The following is a 25,220-nucleotide window of genomic DNA, read 5'->3' as shown; positions in this document are numbered from 1 at the left end:
CGCACGTGAAACTGTCGATCTACCCGGACGGCGGCGTGGCGCGGTTGCGGGTACTGGGCCGCGGCAAGCCCGATCCCGAGTTCCTCGCGGCCGGGCCGGTCGACCTGGCAGCGCTCGAGAACGGTGCCTACGTCTCGGCGTGCTCCAACATGTTCTACAGCTCCCCCAACAATCTGCTGTTCCCCGGCCCGCCGCGGTCGATGGGTGAGGGTTGGGAGACCTCGCGTCGACGCAACGACGCGAACGACTGGGTTCAGGTACAGCTGGCAGGCAGCGGGCTCGTTCGCCTTGCCGAGCTCGACACCACCTGCTTCCTCGGCAACGCCCCTGGCGCGGCGTCACTGCGCGGACGGCTCGGTGAGGGCGAGTGGATCGAGCTGTTGCCGCGAACGACGTTGCAGCCCGACACCCGCCATCGCTTCGTACTCGACCACGAGACCCCGGTCTCGGAGGTTCGGATGGACATCTTCCCGGACGGCGGCATGGCGCGGTTGAGACTGTTCGGTGATCTGGACGCGGGAGTGGAGCCTGCAGGAACGACCCAGGGATAGAGCGGCGTAAACGGTCGCGGGGCAATAGGGTTGGTTCATGTCCCGGCTACTTCATCCGAATGCAGCCCATGTTGCCGACACGCTGATTTCACGTGGTCATCACGGGGTGGTGGTCAGCAGTCCGGAGGGCACGCACACTGCCGCCGATGCTGCTGCCGCCCTCGGTGTCGACGTGGGCGCGATCGTGAAGTCGATGGTGTTTCTACTGGGCGACGAGCCGGTGCTGCTGCTCGTCTCCGGTGCCCACAACGTTCATCTCGAGCACACCGGCGAGCGTCTCGGCGGCGTGTTGACGCGCGCGCCTCTGGACACGGCCAAGCATGCCACCGGCCAGCCGATCGGTGGGATCGCCCCGGTCGGCCACCCCACCAACCTCGATACGTTCGTCGACCAGGATCTGGCCGGCTACTCCGAGGTGTGGGCGGCCGCCGGCCACACCAACACGATCTTCAGGTCCACGTTCACCGAGTTGGTGCGCATCACTGCGGGTCTGGCGATCGACGTCACCTGACCGCCGCGCACGTCCCGAGGACGCGAATCCTCAGGACGCGAGGGTCGGGGCGATCGGTGCGCCGAGGACCGCGTCGACGACGTCGATGTCGAGTCGGGTCCCGCGGGATTCCAGCAGCGGCAGTACGCCGTTGTTGATGAGAACCGACTGGCGAGCGACGTCGCCGAGCGCTGTCAATGTCACGCCGTCGGCCACCTCGGCCGCGGTGACATCGGAGATCAGACTGGCCAGTCCCGCCGGTGTTCCGACGTAACGGATCGACGACGGGCTGCTCGGCGCCTCCAGTGCGGCGAATTCCCGACGGGCCGTCCGGGCATCGGCCGCGATGTGGATCTCCAGGTCGAGAAACACTGCCGTGCTGTCGGCAGATTCGCCGCGGTCGACTGCCTCGGCGCGGAGCCGCGCGCGTTGCTGCTGGGATTCCCGCAGGTCGGAGGCCTGGATTCGGACCACATCCGTTTCGGGAGCGGCGGTCAGTTCGGTCCAGCCCGCAGTGAATTCGACGGCGACGCGGGTGAAGTTGTGCGACATGAGTGGTGGTCCTGATTCTTCAGACGGTGGCATTCGGTCGGAGCGGAGCCGAACTCGAACACGACCCGGACGCAGTGCGGCACAGATCCACATATCTGTTGCACCAGTGGCGGTTGCCCGTCCACACGACACTCACGGTCATGACGCCATGCTAACCGTCTGCGGGGGTGCACGGGGATCCAACCCCGGCGGTGCTGAGCCCACCCACCCCGTCCACCCGGCCGGCCAGCTCGGGAAAGGGTCGCGGGTCGGGTACGGGGTTCCACCAGCCGGCGTCCTCCGCGTAGTGCCAGTTCGATCCCGATTCGACCAGGGCGGCGAGTGCGTCGACGAGTCGGTCCACATCGGCCGACGAGCTGCCGAGGCCGATGCTGGCCCGCACCGCTCCGGCCGCATGCCCCAGCCTGCTCAGCAGTGGGTGCGCGCAGAACTTCCCGTCCCGCACGCCGATTCCGTGTTCGGCGGAGAGGTACGCGGCGACCTCACCGGGGTCGCGTCCGGCGACGGTGAAGGTGACGATGCCGACGCTGTCGGTCGCGTCGGCCCACACCTCCAGCTGCTCGACGCCGTCCAGTGCGGCCAGCCCGTCGCGCAGTCGGGACGACAGTTCGCGCTCGTGCGCCTGCAGCTCGGCATCGTCGAATCCGGCAATGGCCTCGCAGGCCGCGGCCAATGCGGCAACCCCGAGCACGTTGGGGGTGCCCGCCTCGTGCCGCTGCGGCGCCGGAGCCCAATCGGTGTGGTCGATGCCCACGCTCCGTACCGCGCCACCGCCGGCCAGGTGTGGCTCACCGAGGTCGAGCCAATCATGCCTGCCCACAAGCACTCCCGCGCCGAACGGGGCGTAGAGCTTGTGTCCGGAGAAGGCGAGGTAGTCCACCCCGAGTGCGGCGATGTCGACCCGCCGATGCGGAACCAGCTGGGCACCGTCCACCGCGATGCGTGCGCCGTGCCGATGCGCCAGTGCCGCGAGTTCCGCGATCGGCAGAACTTCTCCGGTGACGTTCGATGCGCCCGTGATCGCAAGCAGAGCAGCAGGTTTCGCGGCGAGCTCGGCGTCGAGGCGGGCGATGGTCTCGGCCAGGGTCGACGCAGCCACCACCACTCGTCGGTCACGCCACGGCAGCAGGTTCGCGTGGTGTTCGATGTCGAGCACCACGGTCTCACCCGGCACACATGCGGCCAGCAGGTTCAGCGAGTCGGTGGTGTTCCGAGTGAACACCACCACCGAATCCGACTGCGCACCAATGAAATCGGCGACCGTCACCCGCGCCTTCTCGTACGCTGCCGTGCAGACCCGTGAGGCGTACCCGGCACCGCGATGAACACTGGAGTAGAACGGCAGCAGTTCCGCGATCCGATCGGTCACCGCCGCCAAAGCCGGTGCGCTGGCAGCGTAGTCGAAATTGGCGTAGGTGCAGGTGCCGCCCTGCACCAGAGGTACCTGCAGATCCGTGCCCGAAACAGGGGCAAAAGGAGCACAGGGGCGGGAAAGTACAGATGTCATGACAGATCAAGCCCTCACGTTCGAGGGACCCGCAACCGAAGGATGTGGTGAACGAGTCCGCGCTTGCCGCGCCGGTTTTCCGACATCAGCCTGGTCGTCACCCGGAGCACCCCACCGCGGAGGAGGGTTGCCGACCAGCGAGCCGGGGCTTGACGCTGGTACTCGTGACCGTGGAGAAGACACTGGCAAAACCACTGCGGTTTTGTCAAGCCGGAACTCACGCGTGGGCAGCAGTAGGATTCCCGCGGTGGGAAGGAGCGCTCGTTCACCTGCTGGCAAACAGAACGTGAGATAACCAACGGCGCTGCTCTCTCAGCAGAACAGAGTCCCAGCACCACAGAGTCACTTGCCAACGAACGAGAAGGACGCCCGGTTGTCTGTGCATCAAGAGAACGATCTGCCGGGTTCGAGCGCGGACACCGCGCCTGCACCGGCGGCGTTTCTTCGCTCGTCGCTCGCCCCCCCTGCCCGGACTCTCATCGACGTTCTCCGTGATACCGCTCATCGTTTTCCCGACGCCCCCGCCATCGACGACGGTGCCGTCTCGGTCAGTTACGCCGAGTTGTTGGACGACATCGCCGAGGGCGCCCAGTGGCTCGCCGATGCCGGTGTCAGGCGCGGTGATCGCGTCGGCATCCGCATGCCGTCGGGTTCCTTCTCCCTTTATGTCGCGATCCTGTCCATCCTCGCGGTCGGTGCCGCGTACGTGCCGGTGGACGCGGACGATCCCGAGGAGCGGGCCGAGTTGGTCTTCGGTGAGGCGAAGGTGACGGCCATCGTCACTGCGGGCGGCATCGCCGCCGGTACTGCTCCCAAGCAAGACGGCCTTCCCGAGACCGACCCACTGCCGCCGACTCCCGAGGACGACGCGTGGGTCATCTTCACCTCCGGTTCGACGGGCACGCCCAAGGGTGTCGCGGTCAGTCATCGCAATGCGGCGGCGTTCGTCGACGCCGAGGCCCGCATGTTTTTGCAGAAGGATCCACTCGGCCCGGGTGATCGGGTGCTGGCCGGTCTGTCGGTGGCGTTCGACGCGTCGTGCGAGGAGATGTGGCTGGCGTGGCGGCACGGTGCGTGTCTGGTTCCGGCACCCAGGTCGTTGGTGCGGTCCGGTTTCGATCTGGGCCCGTGGCTCGTCTCCCGCGACATCAGTGTCGTCTCGACGGTGCCCACCCTCGCGTCGCTCTGGCCCGCGGTGGCTCTGGAGGCGGTGCGGTTGCTCATCTTCGGCGGAGAGGCGTGCCCGCCGGAACTGGCCGAGCGGCTCGCCGTCGAAGGCCGTGAGGTCTGGAACACGTACGGCCCCACCGAGGCGACGGTCGTCGCGTGCGCGGCGATCATGGACGGGAAGGGGCCCGTCCGCATCGGATTGCCGTTGGACGGCTGGGACCTGGCCGTGGTCGACGCTTCGGGCACCCCGGTGCAGGTCGGCGAAGTCGGTGAGTTGGTCATCGGCGGCGTCGGACTCGCTCGGTATCTCGATCCGGCCAAGGACGCCGAGAAGTACGCGCCCATGCCCTCTCTGGGATGGGACCGGGCGTACCGCAGCGGCGATCTGGTCAAGCTCGAGCTCGAAGGTCTGCTGTTCCAGGGCCGCGCGGACGATCAGGTCAAGCTCGGCGGTCGACGCATCGAGCTCGGCGAGATAGACAATGCGCTGCAAGCACTTCCGGGAGTCGGCGGCGCGGCGGCCGCCATCCGCAAGACGGCCGCCGGCAACTCGGTGCTCGTCGGATACCTCGCCAGCACCAACCCCGATTTCGACCTCGAAGCCGCTCGCGAATTGCTGGCCGAACAGTTGCCTGCAGCGCTGGTCCCCCGGCTCGCGCTGGTGGACGAGATGCCGACGCGCACTTCGGGCAAGGTCGACCGCAACGCGCTGCCGTGGCCCCTCCCCGGTATGGCGGGCGCGTCTGCGCTCGGCGGTACGGCGGGGTGGGTGGCCGAATTGTGGACCAGCATCCTCGGCGCGCAGGTTTCCGACGAGAACGCCGATTTCTTCGCCAACGGCGGCGGTTCGCTGTCGGCCGCTCAGTTGGTGACGGCGTTGCGCGAACGGTTCCCCGAGATCACCGTCGCGCAGCTCTACGACCACCCACGGCTGGGTTCACTGGCGCAGTATCTCGACGATCTGAAGCCTGTCGTCGAGGCCGTTCCTCGTGACGTGGCACCGACGTCCCGTACCGCGCAGTGGGCTCAGATCGCGGCAACGGTTCCGTTGACCACCCTGACCGGATTGCAGTGGGTCACCTGGCTCGGACTGCTGTTCAACGTCATGTCCTGGTTCGGCGACGTGCCCTGGGCTCCGACGCTGTCGTGGTGGTGGGTACTCGTGGCGTTCGTCCTGTTCATCACTCCGGTCGGCCGGATGGCGATCTCGGTGATCGGATCTCGCATCCTGCTGGCCGGGCTGAAACCCGGCGCGTATCGACGCGGCGGGAGCATGCACATCAGACTGTGGGCAGCAACGAGATTGACCGATGCCAGTGGTGCGTCGAACCTTTCGGGTGCACCGTGGATGGTCTACTACGCGCGCGCTCTGGGTGCCAAGATCGGCAAGGGTGTCGACCTGCACACGATGCCGCCGGTCACCGGCATGCTCGAGCTGGGCGACGGCTGTTCCATCGAGCCCGAGGTGGATCTGTCCGGGCATTGGATCGACGGAGATCTCGTCTACATCGGCGGCGTCGAGATCGGCGCCGGTGCCACCGTCGGCGCCCGCTCGACGCTCTTGCCCGGCACCAAGGTCGGCAAGAACGCTGTCGTCACGGCAGGCTCCGCCGTCGTCGGACGGGTGAAGGCCGGTCAGATGTGGTCCGGTTCGCCGGCTCAGAAGGTCGGCAAGGCCGATCATCCGTGGCCCGCAGAAACGCCACCGCGCGCGACCAAATGGGTGTTCGCGTACGGCGTCGCGTCGCTGTTCCTGTCCGGCATGGCATTGTTCTCGATCGGCGTCAGCCTGGTGCTGATGGGCTGGTGGATTCACACCGCGGACTCCGTGTTCGACGCCTTCGAACGTGGTCTGGTGATGTTGCCCGTCGCGACGATGGTGTCGTTGGCGGTGTTCGCGGTGATCACCGTCGTCGCGGTGCGATTGCTCAGCATCGGTCTCGTCGGCGGCTACCACCCCGTGCGCAGCCGTATCGGCTGGCAGGTCTGGGCCACCGAACGGTTGATGGACTCCGCGCGCACCTTCCTGTTCCCGCTCTACGCGTCACTGTTGACGCCGCATTGGCTGCGGCTCCTCGGCGCGAAGATCGGCAAGGACGTCGAAGCGTCGACGGTGCTGATGATCCCCAAGTTCACCACCGTCGCCGACGGCGCGTTCCTCGCCGACGACACGATGGTCGCCAGCTACGAACTCGGCGGCGGCTGGATGCATCTGGGCGACGCCAAGGTCGGCAAGCGGGCGTTCCTCGGCAACTCCGGCATGACCGGGCCCGGGCGAACCGTTCCCAAGAACGGCCTGGTCGCGGTGCTGTCCGCGACGCCGGACAAGGCGAAGTCCGGCTCGTCGTGGCTCGGCAGTCCGCCGGTGCGGCTGCGTCGGGCCGCCGGTAGTGCGGATTCGTCGCGCACGTTCGATCCGCCCCGCAAGCTCAAGGTCGCCCGGTCGTTCGTCGAGACGTGCCGGTTGATTCCCGTCGTCGTGACGTTCGGCATCGGACTCGGAGTGCTGTTCTCGCTCACCGCCATCGCCGACTCCGTCGGGTACTGGTTGGCTGCGTTGCTCAGTGGCGTCGTCCTGCTGGTCGCCGGATTTGTGGCTGCTGCGGTATCGGCGTTGGCGAAGTGGTTGTGGGTGGGCCGGATCGGCAAGACCGATCACCCGCTGTGGAGTTCGTTCGTGTGGCGCAACGAGGTGGCAGACACGTTCGTCGAGACCGTTGCCGCGCCCTGGTTCGCGCGCGCCGCCGAGGGCACCGCGGTACTGAACATGTGGTTGCGGTGGCTCGGTGCGGATATCGGCCGCGGCGTCTGGTGTGAGACGTACTGGCTTCCCGAGGCCGATCTGGTGACGTTGGCCGACGGTGCGACGGTCAACCGAGGGTGCGTTGTGCAGACGCACCTGTTCCATGATCGGATCATGTCCATGGACACGGTCGATCTCGGCAGAGGCGCAACACTGGGACCACACTGTGTCGCGTTGCCTGCATCGGGTATAGGTGATGGTGCGACGGTGGGGCCTGCCTCTCTGGTGATGCGCGGCGATACGGTTCCCGCGCATACTCGTTGGCAGGGCAATCCGATCGCGCCGTGGGCCAAGGGTGATCCCTTTCCGCGTATTCGCGACGACCGAAACGAGGGGTGATCTACCGTGCCGGACAGGCTCGTGGCACCGGTGTTCGACGTCGACTCCAGTGACAATCCGATCGATACGTATCTCCCCCAGAACGGCAACCGCGGCTATCGCGTCTCGCGCTACGAACTCGACCTCGAGTACAAGGTCGAGAGCAACCGGCTGGCGGGTAAGGCGAAGATCACCGCGGTCACCACTGCGACGGTGTCGAAGTTCGCGCTCGATCTCGGTCCGGCGATGAACGTGTCGAAGGTGTCGGTCAACGGATCGCGTTCGGTGAAGTTCAGCCACCAGCGCGGCAAGCTGAAGATCACGCCCGCCAAGCCCATCGCGTCGGGTGCGGCACTGGTGGTGACGGTCGCGTACAGCGGAACCCCGAAGCCCATCAACGGTTTGTGGGGTGAGGTCGGCTGGGAGGAGCTCACCGAGGGCTCGCTCGTCGCCAGCCAACCCAACGGCGCTGCGTCGTGGTTTCCGTGCGACGACCATCCGGTGTCCAAGGCCAGCTACGGCATCACCATCACCACCGATTCCCCGTACTACGCGGTGGCCAACGGAACGTTGGTGCGCAAGCAGACTCGCGCCAGCCGCACCACGTGGGTGTACGAGCAGCCCGAGCCGATGGCCAGCTACCTCGCCACCATCCAGATCGGTCCGTACGAGCATCGCATCGTCAGCCCGGGGCCGGTGCCGATGAAGGCCATCACTCCGCCGCGCCTGCGAGCGCAATTCGATCACGACTTCGGTCGTCAACCGCAGATGATGGACACATTCGTACGGCTCTACGGCCCTTACCCTTTCGCGTCGTACACCGTGGTGGTGACCGACGACGAACTCGAGATTCCGATCGAGGCGCAGGGGTTGTCGATCTTCGGTGCGAATCACTGTTCCGGTTCCCGGTACTACGAGCGTCTGGTGGCGCACGAGCTGGCGCACCAGTGGTTCGGCAATTCGCTCACCCTCGGCAAGTGGGCCGACATCTGGCTGCACGAGGGATTCGCATGCTACTCGGAGTGGATCTGGGCCGAGAACTCCGGCGGCGCAACGGCTCACGACAAGGCCAAGCGGGCGCACACCATTCAGCGTGGTCTGGCGATGGACCTGCAACTCACCGACCCGGGGCCCGAGCGCATCTTCGACGACCGCGTCTACAAACGCGGCGCACTGGCACTGCATGCAGTGCGACGCACCATCGGCGACGAGCGATTCTTCGGACTGATCCAGGAATGGACCTCCAAGTACCGCTACTCGACGGTCGCAACCGCGGACTTCACCGACCTCGCCTCCCGCTTCGGTTGCCCCCGAAGTCTGTGGGACGCATGGCTGGTGGACAAGCAACTTCCGTCGTTGCCGTAGCTCCCGCGGGCAATCGGCTCCCCAGTTTCGGATATCAGCCTGCAATCGGAGGCCTGAATCCAAGTCTGGGGAGCCGATCCGCCGATCAGACCCGCCGACGCCGTTTCTGCGCGTAGCCGATGGTCAAGAAGCCCGCCGACATCAACGCGAAAAGATTGATCGGCGACGCGATCGCACGGCCGACACTCGCATCGAGTGCCACGACCTGAAACAGCACCCAACACACGATGACGCCCAGCACCGCGAAAATCGGCCAGGGTCCGGAGTAGTTGTACTTCATGCTCGCTCCCGTCGGACGAGGGATGTGCCCGCTCCACGGTACCCACCGCATCGGCTGTGTCAGCGAACTCCGATTGACAACACCAAGCCGGCCACGGCGTAGCCGTACAGCGCTACCGTTGCCAGTGCTTGTCGCCAGATGCCCGGCGGGAACGACGCCGCCCAGCGTCCCCTGCCGTCCAGTTGCAGATCGCAGGGGAAGTCGCTGATGGCCATGGCCGATCCAGGATTCTTCGAGTGCGCGAGCACCACGCCGGTGGTGAACGGCAGTCCCCGAACGAACAGATGGCCGCGCGCTTCCCCGGCCCGGTACCGCACCGTTGATTCGGTGACAACCCCTGTGTACCAACGTCGTTGGACGTTCCAGCCGGTGGCGTGCGCGAGGCGAAGATTGCGGTCACCACGCGGTGCCGTGTCCACGGTCTCGACGTCGGCGATCAGTCCCCAGCGCAGCATCGACGCCCACCAGGCAATCCTTCGGCTGCGAAATACCACTGCACCCAGCAGCACGATCGCGAAGACGTACGGCACCATCGCCGGAAATCTCGACCAGCATGCGGCCGGCACGATCACCGCGACGAGAAACCAGTACGCCTCACGCCGGTTCCATACTGTGGCACCCGCGATCGCCACCGTCGGAGGCACCCGATGCGGCGGGACCGTGCGCGAGGACTGCAGCATGATGCCGCTGATCCTAGAGCCGAACCGCCCCTACGCGCTCGGCAAGTGCGCAGACGTTTTCGATCGCACCACCAGGCCACACAGTGCCGCCATCACCGCGCCGAATCCGAAGATGATCGGATACGTGACCACGCCGGGCCACGTCTCGGTCAATGCCGACAGCAGGGCGGGCACCGCGAAGCCCAGGTAGGTCAGCGAATAGAACACCGCGGTGAGGCCGGCGAGATCATCGGGGCCCGCAATGCGTTGCACCTCTTGCAAACCCGAGACCAATGCCATGCCGTACCCGCACCCCAGCACTGCCGCCGCGATCAGGGCTGCGGCGATGGTCAGCACCGACGCCGCCCACGCCGCGACAGCCATGCCGACAACAAGCAGTGTCAGCGCAACCAGAGCGCCTCGCGCACTGGCGGGAGTGTCGATTCGACGCCCGACGGCCTGGATCGCGAAGCCGGAACCGAGCGCGATCACCGCCATCGCGGCCGACAGAGCGACGGGATAGCCACCCCCGGGCTCGTCGGCCAGCGCATCGGCCATCAGTGACGGCAGCACCGCGTACGCGACGCTCGCGGCACCGAACACCCACGGGGCCAACGGCAGCACGACGAACAGGAACCGTCGATGGGAGGCGGACGGAATCCGTAGGTCGTCGAGCAGCTTCTTGTTCTTCGATGCCGCTGTGGCAGTGCGATTTTCGGGAACCGACAGCATGCCGACACCGGCGACGATGCAGATCAGCACGTGCACGCTGTAGGCGAGGTGCGTCGGCCAGGGTGCCCACTGCGCGAGCACACCGGCAACTCCGGCACCGAGGGCGAAGCCCGCGGTCAGCGACATCGCCGCACGGCGCGCTCCGGCACCGGGCTTGGCGGTGGCGTCGCGGCTCGAGAGTTCCTTGACCCAGCTGCCGCCCACGGCCATGCCGATTCCGAGCGCGATACCGCTGAGCACGCGACCACCGAAGAGCAGGTACGCGTTGTCCGGTCCGAGTGCGATCAGGATGGACCCGGCCGCGGCAATTGCTGTAGCGGGCAACATGATCGGGCGTCGACCGAGTCGGTCGGACAGCGGTCCGCAGATCAGCATCGCCGGAATGATGCCCAGAACGTAGGCGAACAGGAACGTATCGACCACCACGGCCGAGAACCCGTGGTCGAGCCGGTACATCACCAACAGCGGCGTGAACTCGTTGCCGCCCCAGGCGACAGCGAACATGCCCGCCGCCACCAGTAGCCAACGTCGCGCAGTCGTCTCGATGTCCCGATCGTTCGTGATCGTCTCGCTCATCGTGCTCCCCCTCTGTCCGGTCGCAGGCCGTGCACCCCGAGCATGTGTTGTTCGACGGCGCGCTCGAATCCGTCTGCGTCGCCCGCCTCGATCAGGTCGGCCAGCCGGCGATGGTCGTCGACGATGCGGGAGATCTGGCCTGGGTCACGCGTCACCGAGGCTGCGGTCATCCGGCGTTGACGCTCGCGAAGTCCGTCGTAGAACGCGTCGAGCAAGGGGTTGCCGCCCGCGCGGACGACGGTGCGATGGAAGTCGGCGTCGACGGCGCTGAACTCGGCGGCGGTACCGTCCACGGCCAGCTGCTCTTGTAGCTGCAGGTTCTCCCGCAGCGCGGACACCACGGATTCGCGGGCTGACGCGTCGTCGATGAATGCGCGAACGCTGCCTGCCTCGACGAGTCGACGCGCGTCGACGACGCTCTCGGCCTCACCCACCGCGATCGGCACCACCAGTGCCCCGCGCTTGGGGTAGAGCCGCATCCACCCCTCGACCTGCAGACGCAGAAACGCCTCGCGTACGGGCGTGCGACTGATCTCGAGCCGGGTGGCGATCTCACCCTCGCTGACGAGCTCACCGCCGGGCAGTTCCCCCGAGACGATGAGCTCCTTGACCGTCACATACGCCGTATCAGCGGCAGATTTCGTCTCGGACACAACATAGATACTAGATGCACCTCAACTGTGCACCAATTCGGGAGCCAAAAAAGTCCACTCAACGTGACATTGACTGCCGAAAAGGCCACCGAACGTCACATTGACTCCCCAGGGGCAGGGCGGTCAGGGCACCCAGTGTCTCGCGGCGATGTCGTCGATCAGCGGATCTCCGTCCTGCGCAGCATCAAGTGCTTCGAGGTCGTCGCGCAGTGCGTTCAGTCGCGGGTCGTCGCCCTCCGCTTGTTCGGCGGCCGTTCCTCCGTCGTCGGCGAGTTGGGCGAGCAGTTTCGCGCGCACGCGATCCTTCAGCGAGTCGCTCATTCGTCGTCACCCTTCTTGAAGACGCGGCGGGCCGTGGGGATGAGCGCGATGAGCACGCCCAGCAGCACGATGATCGAGAAGATTTCCAGCAGCATGTTTAACTCCTAGTGATGTCAGGTCGGGGCGATCGCGGTGCCCCACGGGGTGTTGCGCACCACGGTGAACACGGTGAGGACGGCGATCAGGACGATCACCGTCGGGCGGTTGAATCGCGGGAGTTCGAGCGGGTGTCCAGTCCAGCGAGCGCGCAGCCACAGCGCCCACACTGCGAGCGCGCCGACGGCAACCACGACCGCAACGACATTGCTCGACGCGGCCGCCGCGATGTCTCCGCGGGTGAGGTCACCGAGAGCCCGGGTCGTGCCGCATCCGGGGCACCACAATCCGGTCAGCGCGTGAAACGGGCAGGGAAGGTACGCCGAAGTGCGAGGGTCACGAACGTGCAGCAGCACTGCCCCACCGACAGCCGCAGCGGCAACACCGAGAGGTGCGGCGATGCTGCGCGATCGGGTGGGTGCTGTCATGCTTACCAGTCCATCACGGTTCCAGCGTCCGTCACGGTTCAACGACGATCGTCGCCGTCATGTCCGGATGCGGGGTGCAGTGGTAGGTGAAGGTCCCCGCGGTGTCGAAGGTGTGCGTGAACTGACCGGTCTCCATCAATTGACTCCGGAACGAGTTGTCGTCGGCGACCACGTTGTGAGCCATGCCACGGTCGGCGAACACCCAGGTGACGGTGTCCCCCACGGAGATCGTCAGTGACTTCGGCGAGTACATCCGATCGGCGACGGTCACCTGGTTCTCGGCAACCGGTTCGGCGGGCGCGGCCGGGGTGGTTGCGGTGGAGCAGGCAGTCAACATGATCATCGATGCCGCGAGCAGTCCGAAAGCCTTCATGCCTTCGACGGTACCGAAGGTCTTCACTCCCTCCGGCCGAGGATGTACTGGGCCGTCAGTGCAATCGATCGCTCCGAATCCCGGGACAGTTCCTGGAGCGCCGCGAGCGCTGCCGAGCCCGGAATGCTCGCCAACGCCTGCGTCACTCGCTGTCGCACCACGGCATCGTCGATGCCGTCCATCAACGCCACGACAATGGAGTCAGCGGATCCCAGCACGCTCAGGGCATCCGCGGCATCCACATCGTTTTTGCCGTCGTGCACCATCGCGATCAGTGTCGGAATGGCGTCGACGACGCCTCGAGTCGCCAGTTCCAGTGCAGCGACCCGCCGGACCTGCTCGTCGTCGTGGACCAGCGACTCGGTCAGTAGTTCGGTGGCATCGGGGTGAGGTATCTCGACGACGGTGTCCACGGCGCGGCGTCGTACCTCGGGGTCCGAAGAATTCATGCCCTCCTGCAGCGGCCCGATCGCGTCCCCACCCGACTGAGCGAGAGCCCACCGCAGTGCGCCGGCCACGTTGGTTGCGGGCTCACGCAGCACCGCCTCGGCCAGGGCGTCCGCCGGAATGGGCCGATCTCCGGCAGACGACAGCGCCGCCGTCTGCCGCTTCCCTGCACTGACAGACCCGAGATCACTCAGCAGCGCCACAGTGTCGAGTACGTCCTCCCAGTCCGCCGGCCGCAGGTCGCCGATGCGACGCAACCGCGTGAGCAACTCGGTATCCCGAGCGATGCGTTCCTCCGTTCGGGCGGCGAGCTCGTCGACCAGTCCCGAGGCCGCGAAGTTCGGGTCGTCGAGGGCTCGCCCGACGTCGTGCAGGGACAACCCGAGCGAACGCAGCGACTCGACGTGGAACAGGCGCCGCACATCGTCCGGCGAGTACTCGCGGTAACCGGTGCCGCTGCGAGACGTCGGTTGCACCACACCGAGCCTGTCGTAGTGCCGGAGCATGCGCGCACTGACGCCCGACCGCCGCGCCACCTCACCGATCAACATAGTTCCATCTCACCCCGCAGAGTCGTTCACACCAAGGGCATCGACACGTTTGGCCTCGAACACTGCGAATCCGGCGTCCGGGTCTCGGAGCAGCGCCTCGGTTGCTTGTGCATGGGCGCGAACGGCTGGATCCGTGCTCGACGCGGCCTCCCGCAGCATCTCCTCGATCACCGATCCGAGCGCAACGAGCGCGCGGCTGAGGCTCCGCTGGACGTCGTGCCCACCTCGGCCGAGTTGGGTGGACAGCTTTGTCGCCAATGCTGATTCACTTCCCGCCGGCACCAGAACCACCGCGGCTCGCCATGCGCTTCGGGCCACTTCGTCGTCCGGATCAATAAGCACGGAAGAGGTGACCGCCTCCCACGCCGACTCGTCCTTGGTTTTCGACAACGTGTGTAGCGCCTGACTGCGAGCCTGCGCGCCACCCCATCTCACCTCCTCGATCAACCGCGGAACCGTCGCCGACGCGGGAAGTCGAATCAACGCCCAGGTCAACATCTCCCGCACCTGAAAATCGGGTTCGACGGCGCACCGCTCCAGGAGTGCGTCGAGATGCCGCGGGTCCGGTGAAGTCCCGATGTCGAGTGCAGCCCGGAGGCGGACCGACGGTTTGCTGTGCTGGAGTGCTTCCTTCATGACGGTCAGCCAAGACCTTGTCACGATGTGAAGGTCAACCCCGAGTCAACACATCGGCGAGTGTTCGGTTCATCGTGTTCAGTGCGCGCACCGCACCCCGCAGCGGACCGGGCGCGTTGGTGGAGGTGAGCAACACATCCAATACCGTTGTCTCGGTGATCTTCTCCGGCGGCTCGACGTGATTTCCGGCAATGGCTGCCTCGACGTGACGCACAGTGTCGCGCACCAGAGCCGCAGCGTCGCGTAGCGCCTGGGCAGTCTCGGCCGTCGGAGCCGTTTCCGCCTCGGCGCGGGAGGCGAGCACGCCCGCGCGGGCCAGAGCGTGCGCCGATCGGCCGCTGACTGCCAGCACTCGTAGCAGTCGTTTCGCGCCTCGCCTGCTGCGGGTCGTCGGCCCGAGCACCAGCGGCTTTCCGGCCGACACGACGTCCTTCAACGCATTGTCGAGCGTGCGCGTCGACGCCACCAGGTCGGTCTCCTCGCCCGGAGCGATGACCGATTCCACGCTGGATTCGATCAACGTATCCAGCTGTTCGAGGTACGTATCGACCCTGTCCACCAATGTCTTTCGAGTACTTGTCGAGAAGATGAAGTAAGCGGAGACCATACCGACCACGCCGCCGACCGCGGTCTCGACGATCCGAAGCTCGAGCACTTCGATGCTGAACGTTCCCAGTAGCCCGTAGAGCATCGCGAGCAGAATGGTGACGAAGAACGACAGCAGCGCATACGCCACCGTCACCAGATAGAACGCGAAGAAGACACAGACGACGATCAGCACCAACTGCAGGGGTTGATTGTTGCCCACCAGTGCGGCGATCACCACCCCGGCGAGCACACCCGCGATGGTCCCGAGGACGCGTTGGCCAGCGCGCGTGAGGATTTCACCGCGCGTCGACGCCCCCGTGAACACCAGGAACGCCGTCAGTACGGCCCAGTACCAACGGTCGGGTGAGACCAGTTCACCCAGCACGGTCGCCGCACTGGTGGCGACGGCCACCTGGATGGCGGCCTTGGTGCTCGGATTGAGTCCGCTCGGCGTGTCCTTCGTCGCAGGTTCGGGGACGACTCGGGGACCCGCATCAACGGCAACCGCATTGGTGGTGATGTGATGAATAGCGATGTGCGCCTGCACAGCTCGTTGCGCCGAGACCGTGGCAATCCCCGCGGGGGTGGACGGGTCGGCGCGCTCGGCTGCTGTGGACGCCAACCGACGGGCTGCACGCAACTGCTCTGGCGACGGTGTGTTCTGCAGAACCGACCCGAGTGCCGTGGTCGCCTGCCCCAGCGCTGTCGGCCAGGGCTTCGCGGGATCCAGAGCCCACAGTGAGCTGACGAGCTGCTCGGTGGCGATCTGGGCGTCGAACACGCGGAGCGACAGATCTGTGCTCGTGACGCTGAGCAGTTGCCCGGCATCGTGTCGGTCGAGCCAGTCGTCGATCATCAGCGCCGTGTTGCCGAGTCGGTCGAGTCTGCGGCGCACCAGGTTCAGGTCGCGGCTCTCCCCTGCCGACGCCGCCTCGAGCACCGACACCGAGACCGCCCGCATGGCGAACAGCAATCGACGAACCTCCACGATCGGCCGATCGGGGAAGATGACCGCTCGCACGAACAGGGCAATCACCAAGCCGCCGAGTATTGCCGCGATGAGCATCGGCAGCTGCCCCGGCGTCGCGCGCAGGAACAGCGCGAAGAAGTACGAGATGAACGAGACCATGCCCAGCGCCGTGCCGCGCGGGCCGAAACGGCGCACCCACACGGCCGTGAACAGCACCGCGATGAATCCGACGTCGGCCACCTTGCCGAGTTCGGAGAGCAACGCCGCCAACGTCACTGCTGCCGAGGCCGGCAGCGCCATCAATGCGGTGGTGACCAGCCGACTGTGCTGGTCCTTGTCCTTCACCGCGGCCGATGCCTGCATCGCCACGACGGTTCCGAGCATCGCCACCGTCACCGGCTGCCCGATGGCGCGCGTGATCAGCACCAACGTCACCATCGCCAGCAGTACCGTCAGCGTCGTCGCCGAGGCGCCGCGCAGCCGTACCTGTCCCGGATCCGAGGCGTCGAGGATTCGGGCGAGGCGGTTCATTCCCTCGATTCTGCGCTACGGCTCAGCCCCGTGCCGCCCGGATCGCTGGGGCCGACGAATGCGGCAGCAATCGGCTCATGTCCGATGGCATGACCAGTTCGACGGTCGCGGATTCGTCCAGTCGGTACGGCTGCGTGGAGATGATGCCGGCGAGGTGTTTGCGCAGCCGCGACATCTCGGCCCGCACGGTGATGGCACGTCCGTCGTCGCCGAACAGATCGGCGGCCATCTGCGACGCGGTTCGCCCCTGCCGATGCGTGGCGAGAAGGTACAGAATTTCGGCGTGCCTGGGCGTCGGCTCGTGGGTCCACTCCCCCACCTCGCTGCGCACTTCGATGCGAGGTTTCTGCGAATTGCGCAGGTCGATGCGAATTCTCGTCGATCCGACATCGGCGACGCCGGAATCCATCGTGCTGGTGGGTCGGACGAGCCATCCACCGGGCAGCGGCTCGAAGTCGCACACGCCGAGGGTCGGCAGCCAGAAGCGTCCGGTCGCCAGATCCTCGGGCAACAGAATGCGATTACGCAGCGCTACCGATTCGACAGCCGCGACCCAACCGTTCGCGTCCACAGCGAGGGCCGGGGACTGAAGGCGCGCGAGCATCGGTGCGGCAACCGAGCGCAGTCGATCGAGGGTGCTCCGATGAAGTTCCCGCAGTTGCGATTCCGCCAACCGTGCGACGGCGTCGACGAGTGCGATGGTGGTGGGGTGGACAGTCTTGGCCGGGCCGCTGACATCGATGGCTCCCAGCACCTGACCGGTCCGAGGGTCCCGAATCGGCGCACCGGCACACGTCCACGAATGGTGGCTGCGCACATAGTGTTCGGCCGAGAAGATCTGCACCGCGCGCCGGGAGACCAGCGCGGTGCCGATGGCATTGGTGCCCACCGAGTCCTCGGCCCAGTTGGCGCCTTCCACGAAGCCGAGGTCGTCGGCGCGGTCCAGTACGGCGGTCGATCCGCTGCGCCACAGCACCCGGCCGTGCCGATCGGCGACGACGAGAATGTTGTCGCCGTCCTGCACCACCGATTCCAGGCCGCGGGCCAGATCGTCGAGGATGTCGAACAGCCCCGATTCCCGACGGCTCAGCTCGAGGTCGGAGACGTCCATCTGCGTCTCGGCGGGGTTGCCCAGTTCCGGGTCGATGCCCAGGGTCTGCAACCGCCGCCACGAGTCCCCGATGACCTCGCGGGGACGTGCGGGCGACTTGCCGCCGGTCATGGTCGCGTCGTACACGGCAGTGAGAATCTGCGCGTAGCGGCGCGGGTCTTCGCCGGCCGCCAGCGCAGGTTCAGGACCTGTCGACTGCGTCATCACAGTCAATTGTGCTCCAGCTCACAGATCGACATCAACGGGGGCTACCGATAGACCAGACCGCCGTCGATCAACGGAGCCTGGCCGGTCATGTAGTCCGAGTCGGGCCCGGCGAGATACGAGACGAACGCCGCGACATCCTCGGGGGTCTGCGCGCGACCGAGGGCGATGCCGCCGACGAATTTGTCGTAGGTCTCGCCTTCCGCTGCGCCCGTCAGCTCGGCGAAACGCTTGTCGATGGTGACCCACATATCGGTGCCCACCACGCCGGGGCAGTACGCGTTGACGGTGATCCCCTCGGCCGCGTATTCCTTCGCTGCAGCCTGGGTGAGGGCACGAACGGCGAATTTCGTTGCGCTGTATACCCCGAGCATGGCGAACCCGTCGTGACCGGCGATCGACGACGCGTTGATGATCTTGCCCTTCTGGCCGAGAGACCTGAATTTCGCTGCGGCAGCTTGGATTCCCCACAGCACACCGTCGACGTTGACGGCCCAGATCTTCTTCGTGTCCTCGGGTCGAACATCGTCGAGCGGCGCAACCTGCGCGATGCCCGCGTTGTTGACGATGACGTCGAACCCGCCGAGCGCCTCGTGCGTGTGCTCGACGGCGGCGAACACCTGATCGCGGTCGCTGACGTCGGCCACGAATGTCGTTGCTTTCGAGCCGGTTTCACGTACCTCATCGGCGACGCCGGCGATCTTGTCTTCGACCAGATCCACCAGGGCGATGTCGTGTCCGTCGTTCGCCAACCGCAGCGCGATGGCCCGGCCGATGCCCTGGCCCGCACCGGTCACCAGCACCGCGCTCATGACGCTGCCCCGGTGGAAGGGTCGACCAGAACCTTCATCTTGGTGCCCGCATGCAGCGCCTCGAAGCCGTCGTCGATGACTCCGTCGAGCGTGATCTTGTCCACCCAGCCCGTCGTGTCGTAGTGGCCCTGGCTCATCAGATCGATGACGGCCTCGTAGTCGGCGGAGGTGTAGCAGAGCGAGCCCTGGATGCGGGATTCGTTCATCACCAGCTTCTGCAGCGGTGTGGTCAGTGGCTTTTCGTAGATCGCGACGCTGACCAGTGGCTTTCGCGCACCGATGCATCCGAGCGCTGTCTCGACGGCCGGTTGAACGCCGGCCGCGTCGTAGATCGCATCGGCTCCGTTGCCGTCGGTGAGATCGGCGACGAAGGAGGGGACGTCGACAGCCGTCGGGTCCAGGGTCTTCGCACCCAGGGCTTCGATCGATGCTCGACGCGTCGGCGATGGTTCGACGACGTACACGTTCTCGACGCCCTTGCCGCGCAGCGCGAACCACAGTCCGATGCCGATAGGGCCGGCCCCGAACACCATCGCGGTGTCGTCGGGCTTCGGATCCCCGAGTGTCGCAGCGTGATAGGCGACCGACATCGGCTCGACGAGCGCACCGAGTTCGAGGGAGACGTTGTCGGGCAAGGCATGAATCATGTCGGTGGGCACCACGGTGTATTCGGCCATTCCGCCGTCGGACATCAGCCCGTGAAAGCCGATCTGCGCGCAGATGTTGTAGTTGCCCGCGCGGCACGGGCCGCAGTGCCCACAGCGGTAGAGCGGCTCGATGGCCACGCGGTCGCCCACGTTGATGCCGGTGACACCCTTGCCGAGTTCGGTGACCGTACCCGAGAACTCGTGGCCCAGCACCAGCGGCATCTCCTGACCGGTCAGCGGATGCGGCGAGGTGGGGATGAAGATGGGGCCGGCGTAGTACTCGTGCAGGTCGGTTCCGCAGATTCCGTTGAACCCGACTTGGATCTTGACCTGCCCTTCACCTGGATTCGGCTCGGGTACGTCGGTGATCTCCACCTTGTTGGGGCCGTAGTACACAGCTGCGCGCATCGCTTCACTCCTGATCGTCGGATGCACTCATGTCTATGTGACGCCGACCACTTCGGACAGGGTTGCAGCGCGTTGCAGTCACTGCCCTCGGAGTCGGGTGCATTCGACTGCGCTGAGCGCGGTCAGCTGCACCGGATTCGCACTGCAACCCCCTGCAACTCTCGACCACCCACCCCTGAAGGAGTGTGCTGGGTCACACAGAAGGTCCCGCACACCGCTAGGAGTTTTGATGACCCAGACCATCGAGCCGGTCGACATCGCCCGCACCCACACCCCGCAGGAACGGGTCGACGCCTGGCTATCGGAGTTCGAGCAGGCGCTGGTCGCGCGCGATATTCCTCGCGTTGCCGGCATGTTCGCCGTCAGCAGCTTCTGGCGCGATCTCGTCACCTTCACCTGGAATCTGAAGACGGTGGAGGGGCGCGACGGCGTGTCCGACATGCTCTCCGAGCGGCTCGACGACACCGATCCGACGGGTTTCCACACCACCGAGACTCCCGACGAGGCAGACGGCGTGGTGTCGGCGTGGATCGAGTTCGAGACCGCGACCAGCCGCGGCAAGGGTCATCTGCGCCTGACCGTCGACGCCGATACCGGCCAGGACGTCGCGTGGACGCTGCTGACCACGATGCAGGAGCTCAAGGGTTACGAGGAGCGTCAGGGCAGCTCGCGCATCAAGGGCGCGGTGCACGGCTCGAATGCCGATACCCAGAACTGGGCGGAGAAGAAGGAGATCGAGGAGAAGGAACTCGGCTACAGCGTGCAGCCGTACGCCCTCGTCGTCGGCGGCGGCCAGGGCGGTATCGCTCTCGGCGCTCGGTTCCGTCAGCTCGGTGTGCCTGCGATCGTCGTCGACCGTGCCGAGCGCCCCGGCGACCAGTGGCGCGGCCGCTACAAGTCCCTGTGTCTGCACGACCCGGTCTGGTACGACCACCTGCCGTACCTGCCGTTCCCGCCGAACTGGCCGGTGTTCGCGCCGAAGGACAAGATCGGCGACTGGCTCGAGATGTACACCAAGGTCATGGAGGTCCCCTACTGGACCAAGACCACTGCCAAGTCCGCTAGCTACGACGAGGTGGCGAAGGAGTGGACGGTCGTCGTGGACCGCGACGGTGAAGAAGTGATCCTGCGGCCCAAGCAGCTGGTGATGGCCACCGGAATGTCCGGCAAGAAGAACGTGCCGAACTTCCCCGGCATGGACGAATTCGAGGGCGAGCAGCACCATTCCAGCGAACACCCCGGTCCCGACGCGTATGTCGGCAAGCGGGTCGTGGTGGTGGGTTCCAACAACTCCGCGCACGACATCTGCAAGGCGCTGTACGAGACGGGTGTCGATGTGACGATGCTGCAGCGCTCGTCGACACACATCGTCAAATCCGATTCGCTCTGCGATATCGCGCTGGGTGATCTGTACTCCGAGCGGGCCGTCGAGTCCGGAATGACCACGGGCAAAGCCGATCTCACGTTCGCGTCCTTGCCCTACCGAATCATGCACGAGTTCCAGATCCCGGTGTATCAGCAGATCGCGGAGCAGGACAAGGACTTCTACGATCGGCTCGAGAAGGCCGGCTTCCAGCTCGATTTCGGCGACGACGGGTCCGGGCTGTTCATGAAGTACCTGCGCCGCGGCTCGGGCTACTACATCGATGTCGGCGCGTCCGAGCTGGTCGCGGACGGCAAGATCAAACTCGTTGCCGGGCAGGTGGATCGGATCAGCAAGACCGGCGTCGTGCTCGACGACGGCACCGAACTGCCTGCCGATCTGATCGTCTACGCCACCGGCTACGGCTCGATGAACGGCTGGGTGGCAGACCTCATCGATCAGGAGACCGCAGACAAGGTCGGCAAGTGCTGGGGCCTCGGCTCGGACACCACCAAGGATCCCGGTCCGTGGGAGGGCGAGCAGCGCAACATGTGGAAGCCGACGCAGCAGGAGAACTTCTGGTTCCACGGCGGCAATCTGCACCAGTCGCGGCACTATTCGCTCTACCTCGCACTGCAGATCAAGGCGCGCTACGAGGGCATCGACACCCCGGTCTACGGACTGCAGGAAGTACATCACCTTCGGTGATGCATGTGCGCGGTAACTCGTAGCCTGCTACGAGTTACCGCGCACATGGGCTATTCCGTAAGTTGCGCTCTGAGCAGGCAGAACTCGTTGCCTTCGGGGTCGGCGAGGACGTGCCATTGCTCGTCGCCCGTCTGGCCCACCGCGGCCGGGCGGGCACCGAGCGCGAGCAGCCGCTCGAGCTCGTCGTCCTGATCCCGGTCGGTGGGGTTGACGTCGATGTGCAGCCGACCTTTTCCCGTTCTCGGCTGCTCGTGCCTGCTCAGAATGATCGTGGGCTGCAGGCCACCGAACCCCGAGGCCGGCCCGATCTCGATCAGTTCCCCACCCTCACGATCGAGCTCGACGAATCCCAATACCTCGCACCAGAACTGCGCCAGCAGTTCCGGGCTACGGCACTCCAGGACGAGTTCACCGATGCGGCATGCCATGAGCTTCCCTACGTTCGGTCGTACAGATCGATTGCCTGAGCTTTCTTGATCAGCGCGTCCTCGGATCGCACCTGGGCCAGGTTGACGACGCGCGTCGGCAGCACCGAGGAGTACAGCCAGTCCGTGGCCACCCGCACTCGTGCAGACACCGTCGGCAACGCGTACAGGTGATAGCCGCGCGCGACGAACTTCGCGACGGGTCCGGTCAACGGAATGCCCAGAGGCTTTGCCACGCCGTCGAATCCGCCGAGATCGGCGACGAGCCCCAGATCCGTGTGCTTGTACGGACGCGCCTGCCCGACACCGAGGGACGCCGCGACGTTCCGGGCGACGGCCACACCTTGGCGCTGGGCGTGCTGCGCCGTCGGCGGCGTTGGCTTCGACGGGTCGGCGGCGAGGTCGGGGACTGCCGCCGCGTCGCCGATCGCCCAAACATCTTCTACGCCGGGGACGGTCATGTCCGCGCCCACCACCAGGCGTCCGCCCGCTGTGGGCAGACCCAGCCGTGCGATGAGCGGGCTCGCGGCGACGCCTGCTCCCCAGACGAGCGTCCGGGACGGGATCACCTCGTCGTCGGTGAGCGTCACCGACGTTGCGGTGGCCGATGCCACCGACACCCCCAGCCGGACGTCGACACCTCGCTCGGCGAGCACGGCAAGCGCTTCCTTGCCCAGTCGCGCGCCGAGCTCCGGCAGCACCGCGTCGGCCACGTCGACGAGCACCCAGCGCACCTCGTCCGGGTCGACGCTCGCCCAACGGGACGCAATGCCTTTGACCCAATTCTGCATCTGCGCAACGAATTCGGTGCCCGTGTAACCGGCCCCCACGGCCACCACCGTCAGCCGCTCGGCTCGTTCGCTCCGGCCTTCCGGGGTGTCGGGCAGAGCATCGGCTGCGTCGAGTTGCGCGAGCACATGGTTGCGGATGTAGACGGCTTCACTCAGCGTCTTTAGCCCGTACGCATGCTCGTCGACGCCGGGGATGTCGAACTGCTTGGTCACCGACCCGGGCGCGAGTATCAGCTTGTCCCACTCGAGCGTCGAGTCGCCGTCGGGTCCGATCACCGTCAGCTCGCGCGCGTCGAAATCGACGGTCGTGACGTGACCGAGCACCAACTTGACGCGCGGCAGCGCTTGACGGGTCGAGACGGCGATGTCCCGCGGATCGAGAACGCCGGTGGCGACCTCGGGTAGCAGCGGACTGTAGAGCAGGTAGTCGGTGGGGGCCACCAACGTCAGCACGGCGCGATCTGGCCCCAGCAGCTTCGTCAGCCGCTGCAAGGCGTTGAATCCGCCGAAGCCCCCACCGACCACCACGACGCGAGCAGGCCGCGCGGGGACCGGAGAACTCGTACCGAAACCAGGAAGGAATCTGCGCATATCCGAGATTAACCCGCCGGTGAGCCACCCCGCAGACGACGTTCGGAGGTTGCCGAGAGAACGTCAGCGAACCCCGTCCCACACCGCGCGGGTTGCCGGCCTCGGGTCGAGGGAGACGCCCGGCTCGTTGCCGAACATCATCACGGCCCGGTCGGTGCCGTACGGGTCCCAGCCCGGAGAGCCGTCGCGCACGAAATCGACCCAGGCACGGTGCATCTGGTCGGCCACCTGCTGCGGCGGATTCGGGCCCGTGATGCGGGCGGTCTCGGGCTTGTGCAGCATGTCGAACACGAACGAAATCTCCAGTGCATGGCAGGCTCCGAGTGCGCCTTCGAACAGCGATGAGCGCCAAGTGAACTCGTAGACGAATGCATTTCCGGAACGGGCCTCGACCAGGCGTGTGGCCGGGATGCGGAAGAACCAGTCGGTCATGACGGCGATCATCAGCTCGCCGGCCGAGGCCTCGGGCAGCTGCTCGCGGTACCGGTCCAGCGCCGAGGGGTCGGCTCGGTACCCGGCGAGAACCATCTTCACGTAGTCCTCGGTGATGTGAGGGACCAGGCCGGCAGGCACGATGAAGAACGCGTGCTCCTCACTGGTGGTTCCGATCAACACGTCCACCTGTGCGCCCGCGCCGTCTCTGATCCGCGAAATAGGCAGCGCCGGAACGACATCCCCGTCTATGTACGGCTCGAAGGCCATGACGTTCAAGGCCAGCTCACCCCACGCCCCGGTCGGGGCCTCGGCGGTGATCCGATCGGACAGTTCACGTTGAGCGTCGACCAACGCGTCCACCGACACCGAAGCAAATCCGTCGACCGTTGCCTCCACACCGAGCGCGGACGCCAATGCTGCGGAGACCTTGCCTGCGGTCTCGGCGGCAATGACATGGTGCCCGGCTCCGCTCTGCAGAATTGCCCGCTGGAAGAGTCCCTCGGCACGGGGCATCGACATCAAGGTGCCGACGCTCATCGCGCCCGCGGATTCACCGGCGATGGTCACCTGCGCCGGGTCACCGCCGTAGGCAGCGATGTGGTCGCGGACCCATTCGAGAGCCGCGACCTGGTCCAGCATTCCGCGGTTGGCCGGGGCACCGTCGATCAGTGCGAAGCCGTCGACTCCGAGTCGGTAGTTGATCACCGCGGCCACGACGCCGTCCCGGGCGAACGCGGAACCGTCGTACGTGGGAATCGCGTTGCTGCCGTTGACGAATGCGCCGCCGTGGATCCAGACGAACACCGGTGCCGAGCCGCCGACATCGGGGGTGAAGACGTTGACGTTCAGGCAGTCCTCGCCCGGCACCACCGGCTCGCTGAGGATCTCGCTGGTCGGCGGCCGGTAGCCCACCTTGGGAACGGTGGCCCCGAGCTCGAGCGCGTCGCGCACTCCGTCCCAGGTGGGCGGCCGCGACGGTGCCTGGAATCGACGGGGGCCGAACGGGGCCTCGGCATACGGCACCCCGAGGAACGAGGAGACGCCGGCGTCGGTCCGAGGCGAACAGGGTAATAAGGACGTATGGACATGATCACCGTCGATACACCTCAGGGCCAGGTTCGCGGTCGG

The 25,220-nt window shown here is 66.2% G+C and carries 22 protein-coding genes, 1 pseudogene and 1 riboswitch; of the genes and pseudogenes, 5 read left to right on the top strand and 18 right to left on the bottom strand.

Translation table 11 applies throughout. The features are described 5' to 3' along the window. Positions 1 to 551: pseudogene (locus CH256_RS06435) on the top strand (allantoicase); the annotation flags it as partial. 37 nt (positions 552 to 588) lie between these two features. After that, positions 589 to 1,062, top strand: a complete 474-nt coding sequence (locus CH256_RS06430; RefSeq protein WP_068053615.1) for a YbaK/EbsC family protein — start codon at positions 589 to 591, stop codon at positions 1,060 to 1,062. Positions 1,063 to 1,092: 30 nt separating this feature from the next. Here the strand turns inward: CH256_RS06430 and CH256_RS06425 are convergent, their stop codons facing one another. Both CH256_RS06425 and CH256_RS06420 read right to left on the bottom strand, forming a co-directional pair. Next, on the bottom strand, positions 1,093 to 1,593 hold the full coding sequence (locus tag CH256_RS06425) for a hypothetical protein (RefSeq protein ID WP_094669134.1): 501 nt from the start codon (positions 1,591 to 1,593) through the stop codon (positions 1,093 to 1,095). 151 nt (positions 1,594 to 1,744) lie between these two features. Continuing rightward, positions 1,745 to 3,100, bottom strand: a complete 1,356-nt coding sequence (locus CH256_RS06420; protein WP_068053609.1) for an aminotransferase class V-fold PLP-dependent enzyme — start codon at positions 3,098 to 3,100, stop codon at positions 1,745 to 1,747. A gap of 54 nt (positions 3,101 to 3,154) precedes the next feature. Then, positions 3,155 to 3,270: riboswitch (SAM riboswitch) on the bottom strand. A 209-nt stretch (positions 3,271 to 3,479) separates the two neighbouring features. Between CH256_RS06420 and CH256_RS06415 the strand changes: the two genes are divergently transcribed. Beyond that, entirely contained in the window at positions 3,480 to 7,412 is a 3,933-nt protein-coding gene (locus CH256_RS06415) for a Pls/PosA family non-ribosomal peptide synthetase (RefSeq protein WP_256989385.1), read from the top strand. A 6-nt stretch (positions 7,413 to 7,418) separates the two neighbouring features. Beyond that, positions 7,419 to 8,756 (top strand): M1 family metallopeptidase, encoded by a 1,338-nt coding sequence (locus CH256_RS06410; RefSeq protein WP_094669133.1) that lies wholly within the window; start codon positions 7,419 to 7,421, stop codon positions 8,754 to 8,756. Positions 8,757 to 8,841: 85 nt separating this feature from the next. Here CH256_RS06410 and CH256_RS06405 read toward each other — a convergent pair whose 3' ends face one another. From CH256_RS06405 to CH256_RS06345, 13 genes are all read right to left on the bottom strand, one after another. Then, positions 8,842 to 9,036 (bottom strand): hypothetical protein, encoded by a 195-nt coding sequence (locus CH256_RS06405; RefSeq protein WP_094640899.1) that lies wholly within the window; start codon positions 9,034 to 9,036, stop codon positions 8,842 to 8,844. 59 nt (positions 9,037 to 9,095) lie between these two features. Further along, on the bottom strand, positions 9,096 to 9,716 hold the full coding sequence (locus CH256_RS06400; RefSeq protein WP_094669132.1) for a hypothetical protein: 621 nt from the start codon (positions 9,714 to 9,716) through the stop codon (positions 9,096 to 9,098). 30 nt (positions 9,717 to 9,746) lie between these two features. Next, positions 9,747 to 11,003 carry an MFS transporter gene (locus CH256_RS06395; RefSeq protein ID WP_094669131.1) on the bottom strand — a complete coding sequence of 419 codons (1,257 nt, stop codon included), beginning with the start codon at positions 11,001 to 11,003 and terminating at the stop codon, positions 9,747 to 9,749. Beyond that, complete coding sequence (locus CH256_RS06390; protein WP_094669130.1) at positions 11,000 to 11,656, bottom strand: GntR family transcriptional regulator; 657 nt, start codon at positions 11,654 to 11,656, stop codon at positions 11,000 to 11,002. Before CH256_RS06390 ends, CH256_RS06395 begins: the two co-directional genes overlap by 4 nt. A 123-nt stretch (positions 11,657 to 11,779) precedes the next feature. Continuing rightward, complete coding sequence (locus CH256_RS06385) at positions 11,780 to 11,977, bottom strand: hypothetical protein (RefSeq protein WP_094669129.1); 198 nt, start codon at positions 11,975 to 11,977, stop codon at positions 11,780 to 11,782. Positions 11,978 to 12,090: 113 nt separating this feature from the next. Next, the gene (locus CH256_RS06380; RefSeq protein ID WP_094669128.1) at positions 12,091 to 12,501 is read right to left on the bottom strand and encodes a DUF2752 domain-containing protein; all 411 of its coding nucleotides are present in this window, start codon (positions 12,499 to 12,501) and stop codon (positions 12,091 to 12,093) included. Positions 12,502 to 12,532: 31 nt separating this feature from the next. Further along, complete coding sequence (locus tag CH256_RS06375; RefSeq protein ID WP_094669138.1) at positions 12,533 to 12,874, bottom strand: cupredoxin domain-containing protein; 342 nt, start codon at positions 12,872 to 12,874, stop codon at positions 12,533 to 12,535. 23 nt (positions 12,875 to 12,897) lie between these two features. Beyond that, complete coding sequence (locus CH256_RS06370) at positions 12,898 to 13,872, bottom strand: HEAT repeat domain-containing protein (RefSeq protein WP_068053589.1); 975 nt, start codon at positions 13,870 to 13,872, stop codon at positions 12,898 to 12,900. A gap of 9 nt (positions 13,873 to 13,881) precedes the next feature. Then, positions 13,882 to 14,508, bottom strand: coding sequence for a HEAT repeat domain-containing protein (locus CH256_RS06365; protein ID WP_094669127.1), 627 nt, complete (start codon positions 14,506 to 14,508; stop codon positions 13,882 to 13,884). Positions 14,509 to 14,542: 34 nt separating this feature from the next. After that, positions 14,543 to 16,597, bottom strand: coding sequence for an FUSC family protein (locus tag CH256_RS06360; RefSeq protein WP_094669126.1), 2,055 nt, complete (start codon positions 16,595 to 16,597; stop codon positions 14,543 to 14,545). A 22-nt stretch (positions 16,598 to 16,619) separates the two neighbouring features. Beyond that, entirely contained in the window at positions 16,620 to 17,912 is a 1,293-nt protein-coding gene (locus tag CH256_RS06355) for a GAF domain-containing protein (protein WP_068053582.1), read from the bottom strand. 44 nt (positions 17,913 to 17,956) lie between these two features. Beyond that, complete coding sequence (locus CH256_RS06350) at positions 17,957 to 18,724, bottom strand: acetoin reductase (RefSeq protein ID WP_068053580.1); 768 nt, start codon at positions 18,722 to 18,724, stop codon at positions 17,957 to 17,959. Continuing rightward, positions 18,721 to 19,779 carry a 2,3-butanediol dehydrogenase gene (locus tag CH256_RS06345; RefSeq protein ID WP_094669125.1) on the bottom strand — a complete coding sequence of 353 codons (1,059 nt, stop codon included), beginning with the start codon at positions 19,777 to 19,779 and terminating at the stop codon, positions 18,721 to 18,723. Before CH256_RS06345 ends, CH256_RS06350 begins: the two co-directional genes overlap by 4 nt. A gap of 229 nt (positions 19,780 to 20,008) precedes the next feature. Here CH256_RS06345 and CH256_RS06340 point away from each other — a divergent pair, with 229 nt between their 5' ends. Beyond that, positions 20,009 to 21,850 carry a flavin-containing monooxygenase gene (locus CH256_RS06340; RefSeq protein ID WP_094669124.1) on the top strand — a complete coding sequence of 614 codons (1,842 nt, stop codon included), beginning with the start codon at positions 20,009 to 20,011 and terminating at the stop codon, positions 21,848 to 21,850. Between the two features lie 50 nt (positions 21,851 to 21,900). Here CH256_RS06340 and CH256_RS06335 read toward each other — a convergent pair whose 3' ends face one another. From CH256_RS06335 to CH256_RS06325, 3 genes are all read right to left on the bottom strand, one after another. After that, on the bottom strand, positions 21,901 to 22,278 hold the full coding sequence (locus tag CH256_RS06335) for a VOC family protein (protein WP_094669123.1): 378 nt from the start codon (positions 22,276 to 22,278) through the stop codon (positions 21,901 to 21,903). Positions 22,279 to 22,286: 8 nt separating this feature from the next. Further along, positions 22,287 to 23,657, bottom strand: a complete 1,371-nt coding sequence (locus tag CH256_RS06330) for an NAD(P)/FAD-dependent oxidoreductase (RefSeq protein ID WP_094669122.1) — start codon at positions 23,655 to 23,657, stop codon at positions 22,287 to 22,289. A 63-nt stretch (positions 23,658 to 23,720) separates the two neighbouring features. Next, positions 23,721 to 25,193, bottom strand: coding sequence for a carboxylesterase/lipase family protein (locus CH256_RS06325; RefSeq protein ID WP_094669137.1), 1,473 nt, complete (start codon positions 25,191 to 25,193; stop codon positions 23,721 to 23,723). Positions 25,194 to 25,220: the final 27 nt, after the last annotated feature.

It is taken from the genome of Rhodococcus sp. 05-2254-6 (genome assembly GCF_002258565.1).
Taxonomy (GTDB): Bacteria; Actinomycetota; Actinomycetes; order Mycobacteriales; family Mycobacteriaceae; genus Rhodococcoides.
The sequence above is the reverse complement of the archived record's forward strand: the minus strand, read 5'-3'. Positions and strand labels throughout refer to the sequence as shown.

Bases quoted from the DNA above. Each gene is read 5' to 3' on its own strand.
- CH256_RS06430 (WP_068053615.1), top strand. From the start codon at position 589: ATGTCCCGGCTACTTCATCCGAATGCAGCCCATGTTGCCGACACGCTG.
- CH256_RS06425 (WP_094669134.1), bottom strand. From the start codon at position 1,593: ATGTCGCACAACTTCACCCGCGTCGCCGTCGAATTCACTGCGGGCTGG.
- CH256_RS06420 (WP_068053609.1), bottom strand. From the start codon at position 3,100: ATGACATCTGTACTTTCCCGCCCCTGTGCTCCTTTTGCCCCTGTTTCG.
- CH256_RS06405 (WP_094640899.1), bottom strand. From the start codon at position 9,036: ATGAAGTACAACTACTCCGGACCCTGGCCGATTTTCGCGGTGCTGGGC.
- CH256_RS06400 (WP_094669132.1), bottom strand. From the start codon at position 9,716: ATGCTGCAGTCCTCGCGCACGGTCCCGCCGCATCGGGTGCCTCCGACG.
- CH256_RS06395 (WP_094669131.1), bottom strand. From the start codon at position 11,003: ATGAGCGAGACGATCACGAACGATCGGGACATCGAGACGACTGCGCGA.
- CH256_RS06385 (WP_094669129.1), bottom strand. From the start codon at position 11,977: ATGAGCGACTCGCTGAAGGATCGCGTGCGCGCGAAACTGCTCGCCCAA.
- CH256_RS06380 (WP_094669128.1), bottom strand. From the start codon at position 12,501: ATGACAGCACCCACCCGATCGCGCAGCATCGCCGCACCTCTCGGTGTT.
- CH256_RS06375 (WP_094669138.1), bottom strand. From the start codon at position 12,874: ATGAAGGCTTTCGGACTGCTCGCGGCATCGATGATCATGTTGACTGCC.
- CH256_RS06370 (WP_068053589.1), bottom strand. From the start codon at position 13,872: ATGTTGATCGGTGAGGTGGCGCGGCGGTCGGGCGTCAGTGCGCGCATG.
- CH256_RS06365 (WP_094669127.1), bottom strand. From the start codon at position 14,508: ATGAAGGAAGCACTCCAGCACAGCAAACCGTCGGTCCGCCTCCGGGCT.
- CH256_RS06360 (WP_094669126.1), bottom strand. From the start codon at position 16,597: ATGAACCGCCTCGCCCGAATCCTCGACGCCTCGGATCCGGGACAGGTA.
- CH256_RS06355 (WP_068053582.1), bottom strand. From the start codon at position 17,912: ATGACGCAGTCGACAGGTCCTGAACCTGCGCTGGCGGCCGGCGAAGAC.
- CH256_RS06350 (WP_068053580.1), bottom strand. From the start codon at position 18,724: ATGAGCGCGGTGCTGGTGACCGGTGCGGGCCAGGGCATCGGCCGGGCC.
- CH256_RS06345 (WP_094669125.1), bottom strand. From the start codon at position 19,779: ATGCGCGCAGCTGTGTACTACGGCCCCAACAAGGTGGAGATCACCGAC.
- CH256_RS06340 (WP_094669124.1), top strand. From the start codon at position 20,009: ATGACCCAGACCATCGAGCCGGTCGACATCGCCCGCACCCACACCCCG.
- CH256_RS06335 (WP_094669123.1), bottom strand. From the start codon at position 22,278: ATGGCATGCCGCATCGGTGAACTCGTCCTGGAGTGCCGTAGCCCGGAA.
- CH256_RS06330 (WP_094669122.1), bottom strand. From the start codon at position 23,657: ATGCGCAGATTCCTTCCTGGTTTCGGTACGAGTTCTCCGGTCCCCGCG.